This window comes from Cellulosimicrobium sp. CpK407 (genome assembly GCF_051844275.1).
GTDB classification, from domain to species: Bacteria; Actinomycetota; Actinomycetes; order Actinomycetales; family Cellulomonadaceae; genus Cellulosimicrobium; species Cellulosimicrobium cellulans_G.
The window spans coordinates 1-12,711 of sequence record NZ_JBGNYC010000019.1 but is presented as its reverse complement, the minus strand read 5'-3'; the positions used below and the strand labels follow the sequence as shown (position 1 = coordinate 12,711).

Here is a 12,711-nt window from a genome sequence, read left to right as displayed (position 1 = left end):
CCACCCCGACCACCGCTCACGCAACCCCCCACCCGCCGAACACGACATGAGGGTCGTTATCCGGCCGATAACAGCCTTCATGTCGTGTTGGACAGCGGGCGGGGTCGTGCTCGGCGCGCTAGGGCCGGTGCGAACGTGCTCGGGGGCGGCATAATGTGATATCACTTTGCTATCCACGACACGCGCGGCCGTCGGCCGCAGGAGAGGACGGGCCCCGTGACCGAGAGCGCAGCACCCCCGCAGGAGTCCGTCGGCGGCGAGCCGACCGGCCGTCCCGTCGGCCACGACGGCACGCGCGTCGACGTCACCGAGCAGCCCGCGTGGTCGCTCGGCGCGGGCGGGGGCGGTCTCGTGATCCTGCTCGTCCTCGTGCTGCTCGGCGGGTCGATCCCGCTGTTCGCGACGGCCACCCCCGTCGGTGCCGTGCTCGGCGTGGTCGCGATCCTGCTCGGCGTCTTCCTGCTCACGATGGTCAAGGTCATCAACCCCGGGCAGACGCTCGTCGTCCAGTTCTTCGGCCGGTACCTCGGGACCATCCGCCGCACCGGGCTCGTCGCCACCGTGCCGTTCTCGACGCGCAAGCGCGTGTCGGTCCGCGTGCGCAACTTCGAGACGAGCGAGCTCAAGGTCAACGACGCCGACGGCAACCCGATCAACATCGCCGCGATCGTCGTCTGGCAGGTCGCGGACACCGCCAAGGCGAGCTTCGCCGTCGAGGACTACACCGACTTCGTGCGCGTCCAGGCCGAGTCGGCGCTGCGCCACGTCGCGATGTCGCACCCCTACGACGACGCCGAGGCCGGCGAGCAGTCGCTGCGCGGGGCCACCGAGGTCGTGTCGGCGGAGATCGCCGCCGAGGTCGCGGCACGCGTCGTCGTGGCGGGCGTCGAGGTCATCGAGGCCCGCATCTCCAACCTCGCCTACGCCCCGGAGATCGCCCAGGCGATGCTCCAGCGCCAGCAGGCGGGCGCGATCATCGCGGCACGGTCGCGCATCGTGGAGGGCGCGGTGTCCATGGTCGAGGACGCGCTCTCGCGCCTCGAGGCCGAGGACATCGTGACGCTCGACGACGAGCGCCGCGCGACGATGGTCTCCAACCTCCTCGTGGTGCTCTGCGGGGACAGCCGCGTGACGCCCGTCGTCAACACGGGGTCCCTGTACCAGTGACGCCCGCCGGGCCCACGCCGCCCGAGAAGCGCGACGCGCCCGACGACGGCGACCAGCCGTCGTCGGGCCGCGTTGTGCCCTCCGGCGGGGAGCCGGCCCCGCGGGAGGGCGACGCACCCCCGCAGGCCGAGCAGCCGGCGTCGGGCACGGGCCGAGCGCAGCGGCCCCAGCGCAAGTCGGTCCTCCTGCGCCTCGACCCCGCCGTCCACGACGCGCTCGCGCGCTGGGCCGGCGACGACCTGCGCAGCGTCAACGCGCAGATCGAGATGCTCCTGCGTCGCGCGCTCGACGACGCCGGCCGCCTCCCCCGCGACGTCCGCCCGCCCCGCCGCCCGGGCCGCCCGCGCAACCCCTGACCCACCGAGCGATCAACCCTGACCCGCCGAGCACGAGGTCGCTGTCGTTCTGGGGCCGAGAACGACAGGGACCTCGTGGTCGACGCGGAGCAGACCCGTGCTCGGCGGACAGCGCGCGTCCAGGCGGCGTCGAGCCCGCTCCCGGGGACCGGTGCTATAACCGGACGGTGCCCGACCTGACCGCGTCCACCCCCGCGACCGCGCCCGAGCCGCTGCCCGCGCCCGGCCCGACGGCGGCGCCGACCACGGGCGGCGCCGTCACCGCCGACGCGCACGACCGCCCGGACCGGGCGACACGACGACGGATCGGCGCGGAGATCTGGATCGTCCTCGGGCTGAGCCTCGGCAAGTCGGCGGTCTACGCGATCATCAACATCGTCGCGCGGCTCACCGCCGGGACCCCGCTCGGCGAGCAGTCCGCGAGCCTCAACGTGAGCCGGTCGGCCCGGCCGTACCTCGACCTCACGTACCAGCTCGTCGGGATCTTCTTCGCGGTGCTGCCCGTCGCGCTCGCGCTGTACCTGCTCAGCGCGCGCGGCCGTTCGGCCGTCCGGGCGATCGGGCTCGACGGCGCGCGGCCCCTGCGCGACGTCGGGTGGGGGTTCGCGCTCGCCGCGGCCATCGGCATCCCCGGGCTGGGCTTCTACGCGCTCGGCCGCCTCCTCGGCATCACGGTCGAGGTGCAGGCGTCGGCGCTCAACGCGGCGTGGTGGACCGTGCCCGTGCTGATCCTCTCCGCGCTGCAGAACGGCCTGCTCGAGGAGGTCATCGCCGTCGGCTACCTGTTCGAGCGCACGCGCGACCTCGGCTGGGGCCGCGTGAAGTTCGTCGTGTGGAGCTCGCTCCTGCGCGGGTCGTACCACCTGTACCAGGGGTTCGGCCCGTTCGTCGGGAACGTCGTCATGGGCGTCGTCTTCTCGTGGTTCTACACGTCCCGCTGGGGACGGCACCGCGTCATGCCGCTCGTGATCGCGCACACCCTGCTCGACGTCGTCGCGTTCGTCGGGTACGCGCTCCTCCCCCTGGAGTGGAAGCAGTCCCTGGGCCTCGCGTGACGGCCGCGGTGCCGCTTCGCGACTCCTGGGACGCCGCGGTCAGGCGATCCCGAACGCGCCGGTCTCCAGGTCGACCAGATGGGTCTCGCGGTTGCCGTAGTCGACGCCCCAGGTGGGCGTGGACAGCTCGAGGTAGTACGGCGTGAAGTCGCCCTCCAGCGAGTCGACCATCGCCTCGGACGTCCCGCCGAGGTGGTCGTCCGCCCAGGGGCGCTCCTCCTCCGGCGGCCCGGTCCAGTCCTCGTCCCACGGCGAGACCCAGCCGTCCTCCTCCCGGCCCGGGGCGAGACCCGCGTTCGGGTCGTCGACCCTCGGGACGAGGTAGGCCCACCGGGTGACCGTCATGTCCTCGCCGCGACGCGTGCCGAGCGGCGGGTCCCACGCGTTCTGCCCCTCGTCCGTCGCGACGTGCTCACCGGGACGACGGGTGTCGGGCGGGGCGGCCGTCGGGCCGGCCGCGAGCTCCTCCTCGGTCAGCCAGACCAGGGCGAAGCTCTGGCCGATGATGTCGCTGAGCACGAGCGCCTGCGGGTGCTGCCGGGCCGCGCGCAGGTCCACGACGAACGGGTCGTCCGGGTCGCTCGCGTCGTGCTCGGTGGCGAACTGCCCCTCGCCGAGGAAGTACGCCACGCCCGGGAGCCCGGGGCCCCGACGCTGGTACTCGGCCGGCAGCCGCAGCGTGACGGCGTGCCGCATCGGCAGCCCGGTGCTCGGGCTCCGCGGCCACGTCCGCGGCTCGATCCCCGGCCCCGCGTCGCCGATCCACCCCCAGGCGGCCTCGCCCCAGGGCGCGACGGGCGGCGGCAGCAGGTCCGTCGTCCCGACCGGTGACCCGTCCACCGCGTCCTGCGGGGTCAGGCCGAACAGGATGTCGTACGCAGTGACCACCGGTGCTCCTCGTTCTCGACGGACAGCGGTCACATGCTAGGGCAGCCGTCCCGCTCCCCCGCGCTCGTCCGGCTCCGACCCGCGCGCCGGCCCGGGCGACGACTCCGCCCCCGGCGAGGGCGACGGCGACGGCGAGGGCGACGGCGACGGGGCCGCGCTCGGGTCGCGCGGCGTCGGCCCGCCCGTGGCCGACGGCGGGGCGACGCCCGGGTGAGCGGCGGGCGCGCCGAGCACGGACCCGCCCGTCACGACGACGCCCGCCGCGACGGCCTGCGCGCGCAGGTCCGCGAGCTCGCGCGCGACGGCGCGCACGGCGAAGCCCGACACCACGTGGATCGCGCCGGTCACGAACGCGTACAGCGCGAACACGACGGTGACGAGCCGCAGCACGTCGAAGGCGTCGAGCGGCCGCGTGACGAGCAGGACCCCGAACAGCACCGAGACGATCCCGACCGCGAGCATCCAGGCCCAGCCCAGGTCGCGGTTGCGGACGAGCGCGGCGGCCCCGGCGATCGTGGTGATGCCCAGCACGAGCACCCAGACCGCGAGCACGTAGTAGAGCGCGGTGGCGGTGAGGTCGGGCCAGAGCGCCACGACGACGCCGAACACGACGTTGACGCCCGCCTGCGCGAGCCACCACGCCGACCCGACCTGCCGGCGGTGCACGAACCCCTGCACGGCGACGAGCACGCCGTCCGCCACGAGGAACGCGCCGAGCACCACGCGCAGCGTCCCGAGCTGCTCCAGCGGCTCGATCATGAGGAGGAGGCCGAGGACGACGAGGAGGCTCCCCCGCACCACGGGCAGCCACCACACCTTGCGGAAGGGGTTGCGCTCCTGCCCGTTCGCGTCGGGCGTCGCAGGGCGGTCCGGACGGTCGGCCCCGTCCGCGGTGCCGTGCTCCGTCGTCGTGCCACGTGCCATGCCGACCTCCCGGGTCCGGTCCTCCGCCCATGCTAGGGAGGCCTTGCTCACACCCGCCCGCCGAGCGGGGGCCGCGAGCCGTCCAGCATGCGGGCGAACCGGGCGAATCACCCGGAGGAATCGGCCAAATACCGCGCCTCCTCAGGGGCCCCGACCTAGACTCGCTCGCATGGCCTCCCCCGCCCCCGAGCCGAGAGAGCGCGCCGCTCCCCACGTCGGCGCGGTCGTCGAGGTCGGCTCGCTGGCACGGGCCGAGCAGGCGGAGCCCCGCCCCCAGACCGGCGCGCTCGAGGCCCTGCTCGCGCGTCGGGGGCACGACGACGCGGGCACGGTCCGCGTCGTCGATACGGCCGAGCAGCGCGTCCGGCACCCGATCGACCTCGTCAACCTCGTGCTGTGCGCGGTGGGCGTCGTCGTCGTCCTGCTCATGTCGGTGTACGCGCACGGCACCACGGCCGGCGTCGCGGAGGACGTCCGCAGCTTCTCGGACCTCCTGTACAACATCCTGTTCATCCCGGTCGCGGTGCTCGAGGGTCTCATCACGCTGTTCGTGCCGATCGCCGTCCTCACCGAGCTCGGCATCCGCCGGCTGGGCCGCCAGGTCGTCGAGTCGATCGTCGCCGCCGCGCTCGGCCTGCTCCTCGGCGTGCTGGCCGTGCTGGCCCTGCGCGCGTGGGGCTCGGACGACCTCGTCCGGGGGCTCTCCGTGTACTCGCGCGGCGAGTGGCGGCTGACGATCCCGGGGTACGTCGCCGCGATCGCCGGGCTGCTCACGGCCGCGGGGACCCGCACCCGACGCCGCACCGTCAAGTGGTCGTGGAACCTGCTGTTCGTCGCGATCGGCGTCGTGCTCATCACGGGCCAGGTGTCGCTGCCGGGCATCATCATCACGCTGCTCCTCGGCCGCATCGCCGGGCTCGCCGTGCGGTACGTCTCGGGCGTGCGCAGCGAGCGTGCCTACGGACCCGACCTCGTGGCCGGGGTCCGGCGCGCCGGGTTCTCCCCCGCGGCCCTCGTGCGCGTGCGCGACGTCACCGACGACGAGGAGCTCGCCGAGGCGGCGGACGACCCCATCACCGAGGTGGACGCCGAGGGGCGCATCACCGCCGAGGTGCACGTCGGCGTCCTGCGCGCACCCGGCGCCTCCGACGACGCCGGGACGGTCCTCACGGCCGACGCCGCGCTCGCCGCGCAGCACCTCGGCTCGGCCCCGCACCCCGACGAGGCCGGGGCGTCGGACGGGGCGAACGGGACGAACGGGCAGACCCCCGCGACGGAGTCCCAGGACGCGCCGTCCGACTCGGCGGCCATCGCGCTGACGCGCGCGGGCGACAACCGCGTCTACGCGATGCTCGCGGAGGACGGCGTGCGGCGTGACGTCGTCGTGCTCGACGGCGACCGGCAGGTCGTCGGCTTCCTCGCCCGGTTCTGGCGGTCGCTGCGCCTGCGCGGCAGCGAGGGACGCACGGCGATCTCGCTGCGCGCGGCGGCCGAGCGCACCGCGCTGCTGTCCTACGCGGCGCGCGCCGCGGGCGTCCGCACCCCGCGGCTGCTCGGCATCGGCGAGTCCGCGGACTCCATGGTCCTGGTCCAGGAGCACGCGACCGGCGCGGTCTCGCTGCGCGACCTCCCTGTCGAGGACCTCACGGGCTCGGTGCTCAACGAGGCGTGGCGCCAGCTCCGGCTCGCGCACGCGGCGGGCATCGCGCACCGCGCGCTGACGTCCGACGTCATGCTCGTCTCGCGCGAGCCCGCGACGGGGGCCCCGCAGGTCTGGCTCACCGGGTGGGAGCAGGGCGACATCGCGTCGTCCGAGCTCGCGCGCCGCATGGACCTGGCGCAGATGGTCGCGCTCCTCGCGCTGCGTGTCGGGGCGCGCCGGGCCGTCGAGTCCGCGGTGAGCGTCCTGCCGGACGACGACATCGCCGCCATCGGCCCGCTGCTCCAGCCCGTCGCGCTGCCGCCGAGCACGCGCGAGGAGATCCGGCAGAACAAGGAGCTCCTCAAGGAGCTGCGCGCCGCGCTGGTCGAGCGGCTGCCCGAGGCGAGCATCGAGCCGCAGCGCATCACCCGGTTCGGCGCGCGGACGATCCTCACGCTGACCCTGACGATCGTCGCGGTGACGGTCGTCGTCACGACGATCAACTTCGACCAGATCACCGAGGCCGTCTCGTCGGCGAACCCCTGGTGGGCGGCCGTCTCGTTCCTGCTCGGGATCGTCACGTGGTTCGGCGCCGCGCTCACGCTCGTCGCGTTCGCGTCGAAGCGCCTGCCGCTCTGGCGCGTCACGCTCACCCAGGCGGCGGGCTCGTTCGTCGCGCTCGCCGCGCCCGCCGGCATCGGCCCGGCGGCGCTGAACCTCCGGCTCCTGACCCGGCGCGGGATCTCGACCCCGGTGGCGGTCGCGACGGTCGCGCTCGTCCAGGTGTCGCAGTTCGTCGTGACGATCCTGCTCCTCGTCGTGCTGTCCGTGGCCACCGGCGACGGCGGGCTCGTCCAGCTCCCGTCGACGACCGTGCTCCTCGCGATCGGCGGCGTCGCGCTCGCCGTCCTGGCGACGCTCCTCGTGCCGGCCGTGCGGGCCTGGGTGCTCGCCAAGATCCGCCCGACGATCCAGCAGGTGTGGCCCCGGCTGTCGGAGATGCTGGGCCAGCCCGGCCGGCTCGCGCTCGGCATCGCGGGGAACGTCGTCATGACGCTCGGCTACGTGCTCGCGTTCGACGCCGCCCTCGCCGCGTTCGGGCAGGAGCTCTCGCTCGTCGAGGTCGCGGTCATCTACCTCGTCGGGAACGCCGCGGGTGCGGCCGTCCCGACACCCGGCGGCCTCGGGGCGATCGAGGCCGCCCTCATCTTCGGCCTGACCACCGCGGGCGTCCCCGCCGCGCTCGCGACGTCCGCGACGGTGCTCTTCCGCGTCGCGACCTACTGGGCCCGCATCCCGATCGGCTGGGCCGCGATGCGGTACCTGCAGAGGAAGGGCGACCTGTAGCCCGGGGGACCGGCCCGGGTCAGCCCTGGGGGGCGTCGGCGACCTTCACGTCGACGTGGTACTTCGTCCCGTCGACGTCGGACAGCGTGACGGTCGTGTCGTAGACCTCCCCGGACGCCGGGTCGGTGAGCTCGCACTCGACGACCTCGCCGTCCACCAGGTCGACGTTCTCCTCGCCGCAGTCCACGTCCGCCTCGCCGATCTCGGCGAGCGCGCCCTCCGCGTCCTCCGCGATCTTCGAGGCCGGCACGGTGAGGTTCGCGCTGACGGAGCACGCGGCGAGCGCGACGGTGCACAGCGCGACGACGGGCGCGAGGACGGCGGTACGGGTGGTGGTGCGGCGCATGGTTCCCCCTGGGTCTGAGCGGATGGCGCCCCGATCCTCGCGGACCCGGCGCCGGGGGCGCCACCTCGCGCGATGGTGAGAACTCCCCGCCGCTCCCCGCCGCGGCGCGACGAGCGCCGACCAGGTCGAGGCTCGCCCGCCCGGGGACGTTCGACCCGGGACGACGCGGGCGACCCCCGATAGGCTCGCGACGCACCCGCCGTCGTCCCCGGTCGCGCGGGCGCCCACGATGCTCGACGAGGTGAGGAGCCCGCACGTGAGGATCGGTGTCCCCCGAGAGGTGAGGGACGGGGAGCGGCTGGTCGCCGCGACCCCGCGCACGGTCGAGCGTCTGCGAGCGCTCGGGTACGAGGTGGTCGTCGAGCACGACGCCGGCGCGGGGGCCACGTTCTCCGACGCCGCGTACGAGACGGCGGGCGCCACGGTCGTCGACGCCGCGGCCGCGTGGGGCGCCGACGTCGTCACGGCGGTGAACGCGCCGACGGACGCCCAGGTCGCGCTCCTGCGCCCGGGCGCGACGCTCGTCGCGATGCTCGGCCCCGCGAACGACCCCGACCTCGTGCAGCGCCTCGCCACCCGCGGCGTCACCGCGCTCGCGCTCGACGCCGTGCCTCGCATCTCGCGCGCGCAGGCCCTCGACGTGCTGAGCACGCTGTCCAACGTCGCGGGGTACCGCGCGGTCGTCGAGGCGGCCGGCGAGTACGGCGGCATGTTCGCCGGGCAGGTCACGGCCGCGGGCAAGACGCCGCCCGCGAGGGTCTTCGTCATCGGCGGCGGGGTCGCGGGCCTCGCCGCGGTCGGCGCGGCGGCGAGCCTGGGCGCGCAGGTGCGCGCGTTCGACGTGCGGTCCGAGGCGGCCGAGCAGATCGAGTCCATGGGCGGCACCGCCGTGCGCGAGCCCGCGGCGCAGCAGGGCATGTCCGCCGACGGCTACGCGAAGCCGCTCACGCCCGAGCAGGAGGCCGCGGCCCTCGCGGTGTACGCGCGCGAGGCCGCCGAGGCCGACGTCGTCATCACGACGGCGCTCGTGCGCGGCCGCGCCCCGCGCACCCTCACGGCCGAGGCGGTCGCCGGGATGCGCCCCGGGAGCGTCGTCGTCGACCTCGCGGCCTCGGGCGGCGGGAACTGCGCGCTCACGGTGCCGGGCGAACGCGTCGTGACGGGGAACGGCGTCGTGGTCGTCGGCTGGACCGACCTCGCCGGGCGCCTGCCCCAGCACACGTCGCAGCTCCTCGGGACGAACGTCGTGCACCTGCTGGAGCTGGTCACGCCCGGCAAGGACGGCGAGCTCGCGCTCGACCTCGACGACCCGGTGCAGCGCGGCATGACCGTCGCGCGCGACGGCGAGGTGCTGTGGCCGCCGCCGCCCGTCGCGGTGAGCGCGGCCCCGGCCCCGGGGTCGACCGCGCCACCACCCGACCCCGCGCTGGAGGCCGCGGCACGCGAGCGGGCCGCCGCGGAGGCGGCGTCGGCCGCGAGCCTGCGCCGCCGTCGTCGGACCGTGGGCGCCGCGCTCGCCGCGGTGCTCGTGACGCTCGCGCTGTCGTTCGCGCCGCCGTCGCTCGTCGGGCACGTCACGGTGTTCACGCTCGCGGTGATCGTCGGGTACTACGTGATCTCGAACGTCACGCACTCGCTGCACACGCCGCTCATGGCCCAGACCAACGCGATCTCCGGCATCATCCTCGTCGGCGCGCTCCTCCAGATCGGCTCCGACGACTGGGTCGTCACGACGCTCGCGCTGCTCGCCGCGACCGTCGCGAGCATCAACATCTTCGGTGGCTTCCTCGTGGCGAACCGCATGATCCGCATGTTCCGCAAGGACGCCCCGGCGCGTGCGCAGGAGGTGGCCCGATGACCGCGACGTCCGTCGCCCAGGCGGTCTACGTCCTCGCCGCCGTCCTGTTCGTGCTGAGCCTCGCGGGGCTGTCGAAGCAGGAGTCCGCGCGCCGCGGCAACGTGCTCGGCATGGTCGGCATGGTCCTCGCGCTGGCCGCGACGATCGTGCTCGCGCTCGGCACGAGCGCCCGGCCCGTGCTCGTCACCGCGCTGCTCATCGCGCTCGTGCTCCTCGTGGGCGCGGCGGTCGGGACGTGGCGCGCGCGCCGCGTCGAGATGACGCAGATGCCGGAGCTCATCGCGATCCTGCACAGCTTCGTCGGGGCCGCGGCCGTGCTGGTCGGCTTCAACTCCTACCTCACCGCGCACGCCGCCGGGGCCGACGACGTCGCGCACCTCGTGGAGGTCTCCCTCGGCGTGCTCGTGGGCGCGGTGACGTTCACCGGCTCCGTCGTCGCGTTCCTCAAGCTGTCGGGGCGCACGCGATCGGCCCCGCTCCAGCTCCCCGGCCGGAACCTGCTCAACCTCGCGGCGCTCGTCGTGAGCCTGGGGCTCGTGGTGTGGTTCGTCGTCGCGCCGTCGATCTGGCCCCTGCTCCTGCTCACGCTCGTGTCGCTCGCGCTGGGCTGGCACCTCGTCGCGTCGATCGGCGGGGGCGACATGCCCGTCGTCGTGTCGATGCTCAACTCGTACTCCGGCTGGGCCGCCGCCGCGGCGGGCTTCATGCTCGGCAACGACCTGCTCATCGTCACCGGAGCGCTCGTCGGGTCCTCCGGTGCGATCCTCAGCTACATCATGTGCCGGGCCATGAACCGGTCGTTCGTGTCCGTCATCCTCGGCGGGTTCGGAGCCGAGGAGGGCGCCGCGCCCGCCGGGGGCGGCGAGGGCCCGCAGGGCGAGCACCGCGAGGTGAGCGCCGACGAGGTCGCGGCCCTCCTGCGCGACGCCCGCAGCGTCGTCATCACGCCGGGCTACGGCATGGCGGTCGCCAAGGCGCAGTACCCCGTCGCGGAGCTCGTCGAGCTCCTGCGCGACGGCGGTGCCGAGGTCCGCTTCGGGGTGCACCCGGTCGCGGGTCGCCTGCCCGGGCACATGAACGTCCTGCTCGCCGAGGCGCGCGTCCCGTACGACATCGTGCTGGAGATGGACGAGATCAACGACGACCTGGCGGACACGGACGTCGTGCTCGTCATCGGCGCGAACGACACGGTGAACCCGGCCGCGCTCGACGATCCCGGCTCCCCCATCGCGGGCATGCCGGTCCTGCACGTGTGGGAGGCCGGGCAGGTCGTCGTCTTCAAGCGCTCGATGGCGGCCGGCTACGCCGGGGTGCAGAACCCGCTGTTCTTCCGCGAGAACACGGGCATGCTCTTCGGGGACGCGAAGCAGCGGGTCGAGGACATCGTGGCGGCGCTGCGGGTCGGCTGACGCGCGTCTCGACCCGCGCGGCGTCGCACCGGACCCGCGGTACCGCCGTGCCGCCGTGCCGCCGTGCCGCCGTGCCGGGATCAGCCGAGCACGCGCTCGCGGACGTGGCCGAACGTGAGCGACGGCAGGGTCTCGAGCGCGCCGTGCGCCGCGACGTAGTCCTTGAGGTCGCCTCGGAAGACGACGCGGCCCGGCAGGTCGAGGAGCGTCTGCGGTCGCACCTGCCACCGCTCGACGCCGAGGTCGCACACTCCCGCGCCGTGCAGCACGTGGTAGACGAACTCGGAGCAGAAGAACCGGTCCTCCGCCTCGTGGCCGCGACCGAAGCGGGCGCCGACGAGGCCGCGCACGTTGTAGGAGAACGCGTGCGAGTCCAGCAGGAACTCGGTGATCCGCACCCGGATCGCCTCGTGCTGCTCCGGCGTCACGGGGACCGCGAGCACGACCCCGGGCACGACGTCCATGCCGCGGTACAGGCCGTCGTCGAACCGCTCGCGCCGGAAGCACCCGACGAACGGGTTCCCGGCCCGACGGCGCCCGAAGCTGAACATGAGCTCGAGCCCCGGGTCGAGTGCCAGGGAGGAGTGCGTGAACTCGTCGCGGGTCGCCAGCGCGATCGTCCGCGACAGGACCGTGCGGCTGCGGGACAGGACGACGTAGACGTTCACGCGAGTGACCATACGATGCCCGGGCCCGCAAGTGGAACGGGCTGTGAGCGTCTTTTGTCCGGTCAGTCCGCGGCGAGCGCCCCGACGACCTGCTCGGCGAGCTGCGGCGGGAACTGCGCGGCGGCGTCGCGCACGTCGAACCCGAGGTCCTCGGCGAGCGCGAACGCCCGGCCGGCGCGGGCCGGGTCGGGCAGGGACCCGTCCCCCGTGAGCATCATGACGCCCGCCGTGAACGCCGCGCGGCCGTTGCCGCGGTCGCCCGCCGCGAGGTAGAGCTCCAGGGCGCGCGCGGAGTCCCGCGGACGGCCCCGACCCGTCGCGTGCTCCGCCGCGAGGTTGTAGAGCGCCCGCGGGTGGCCCGCGTCCGCGGCCTGCTCGAGGAACGCGCGCGAGCGCGCCTCGTCCACGGGCGTGCCCTGGCCGGTCGCGGTGAGCACGGACAGCTCGAACAGCGCGTCGGCGTTGCCGCGGCGCGCCGCCTCCTCGTGGTCCGCGACGGCCGCCGCGGCGTCCTGCGCGAACCCGTAGCCGTTGTAGCGCATCCACCCGCGCAGCACGTGCGCCGCTCCGTCGGGGTCGTCCTCGGCGAGCCGGTCGACCCGCTCGGCGGCCTCCCCGGCGAGCGGCAGCCGGCGGAAGTACGCCTCGCGCACCCAGGACGTCGCCGCCTCGCGCGACACCGCGTCCGCCCCGCCCGCGTCGGCCCTCCGGTACGTGTCGACGAGCACCTGCTCCGCGTCGGCCGGCAGGAGGCCGATCATGTGCTCGTTGCGGACGAACGCGTCGCGCAGCCCGTGCGCGGCGGCGAGCACCCGCTCGCGGCTCACGGCGCGGTCGTCGAGCGCGTCGCGCGCCGCCTCGTAGGCGACGCTCCCTCGCGGGCGGGTCGTGCCCGACGTCGACGCCCCCTGGCCGGTCGCGCTCGCCGACGCGTCACCCGCCGACGAGGAGGCGGCCGCGGCGTCGGCTGCCCGGGCGTCGCCGGTCCCCGTGCCCGTCGCCGGAGCGGGTGCGCCCGTCGCCGTCCCCTGCTGCGCCGCTGCGGCCGCGT

11 protein-coding genes are annotated in these 12,711 nt (G+C 74.8%); 6 read left to right on the top strand and 5 right to left on the bottom strand.

Translation table 11 applies throughout. The annotated features are described in order from the left end of the window. The first annotated feature begins 216 nt into the window (after positions 1-216). The 3 genes from ABWU78_RS10320 to ABWU78_RS10310 all read left to right on the top strand — a co-directional run bounded on the left by ABWU78_RS10320 (position 217) and on the right by ABWU78_RS10310 (position 2,578). Positions 217-1,167 (top strand): SPFH domain-containing protein, encoded by a 951-nt coding sequence (locus ABWU78_RS10320; protein ID WP_439158286.1) that lies wholly within the window; start codon positions 217-219, stop codon positions 1,165-1,167. After that, on the top strand, positions 1,164-1,523 hold the full coding sequence (locus ABWU78_RS10315) for a hypothetical protein (protein ID WP_439158285.1): 360 nt from the start codon (positions 1,164-1,166) through the stop codon (positions 1,521-1,523). The genes ABWU78_RS10320 and ABWU78_RS10315 overlap by 4 nt, the downstream gene beginning before the upstream one ends. Before the next feature lie 167 nt (positions 1,524-1,690). Further along, positions 1,691-2,578: a CPBP family intramembrane glutamic endopeptidase gene (locus tag ABWU78_RS10310; protein WP_439158284.1), complete on the top strand. Its 888-nt coding sequence runs from the start codon at positions 1,691-1,693 to the stop codon at positions 2,576-2,578. 39 nt (positions 2,579-2,617) lie between these two features. On the opposite strand, the gene ABWU78_RS10305 is transcribed toward ABWU78_RS10310, so the two are convergent. After that, a complete protein-coding gene (locus ABWU78_RS10305) occupies positions 2,618-3,466 on the bottom strand; it encodes a hypothetical protein (protein WP_439158283.1) in 849 nt (282 codons plus the stop codon). A gap of 36 nt (positions 3,467-3,502) precedes the next feature. Further along, positions 3,503-4,390 carry an HdeD family acid-resistance protein gene (locus tag ABWU78_RS10300; RefSeq protein ID WP_439158282.1) on the bottom strand — a complete coding sequence of 296 codons (888 nt, stop codon included), beginning with the start codon at positions 4,388-4,390 and terminating at the stop codon, positions 3,503-3,505. A 169-nt stretch (positions 4,391-4,559) separates the two neighbouring features. On the opposite strand from ABWU78_RS10300, the gene ABWU78_RS10295 reads away from it, so the two are divergent. Continuing rightward, a complete protein-coding gene (locus ABWU78_RS10295) occupies positions 4,560-7,379 on the top strand; it encodes a flippase-like domain-containing protein (protein WP_439158281.1) in 2,820 nt (939 codons plus the stop codon). A 19-nt stretch (positions 7,380-7,398) separates the two neighbouring features. Here the strand turns inward: ABWU78_RS10295 and ABWU78_RS10290 are convergent, their stop codons facing one another. Continuing rightward, positions 7,399-7,725, bottom strand: a complete 327-nt coding sequence (locus tag ABWU78_RS10290) for a hypothetical protein (protein WP_439158280.1) — start codon at positions 7,723-7,725, stop codon at positions 7,399-7,401. Positions 7,726-7,981: 256 nt separating this feature from the next. On the opposite strand from ABWU78_RS10290, the gene ABWU78_RS10285 reads away from it, so the two are divergent. Together ABWU78_RS10285 and pntB are read left to right on the top strand one after the other, a co-directional pair. Further along, the gene (locus ABWU78_RS10285) at positions 7,982-9,583 is read left to right on the top strand and encodes a Re/Si-specific NAD(P)(+) transhydrogenase subunit alpha (protein ID WP_439158279.1); all 1,602 of its coding nucleotides are present in this window, start codon (positions 7,982-7,984) and stop codon (positions 9,581-9,583) included. Beyond that, the gene (pntB, locus tag ABWU78_RS10280) at positions 9,580-10,992 is read left to right on the top strand and encodes a Re/Si-specific NAD(P)(+) transhydrogenase subunit beta (protein ID WP_439158278.1); all 1,413 of its coding nucleotides are present in this window, start codon (positions 9,580-9,582) and stop codon (positions 10,990-10,992) included. Before ABWU78_RS10285 ends, pntB begins: the two co-directional genes overlap by 4 nt. Positions 10,993-11,072: 80 nt before the next feature. On the opposite strand, the gene ABWU78_RS10275 is transcribed toward pntB, so the two are convergent. Together ABWU78_RS10275 and ABWU78_RS10270 are read right to left on the bottom strand one after the other, a co-directional pair. Then, positions 11,073-11,660, bottom strand: coding sequence for a hypothetical protein (locus ABWU78_RS10275; RefSeq protein WP_353707176.1), 588 nt, complete (start codon positions 11,658-11,660; stop codon positions 11,073-11,075). A gap of 62 nt (positions 11,661-11,722) precedes the next feature. Beyond that, positions 11,723-12,711: tetratricopeptide repeat protein (locus ABWU78_RS10270; RefSeq protein WP_439158277.1), on the bottom strand; the 989-nt coding region annotated here is incomplete at its 5' end.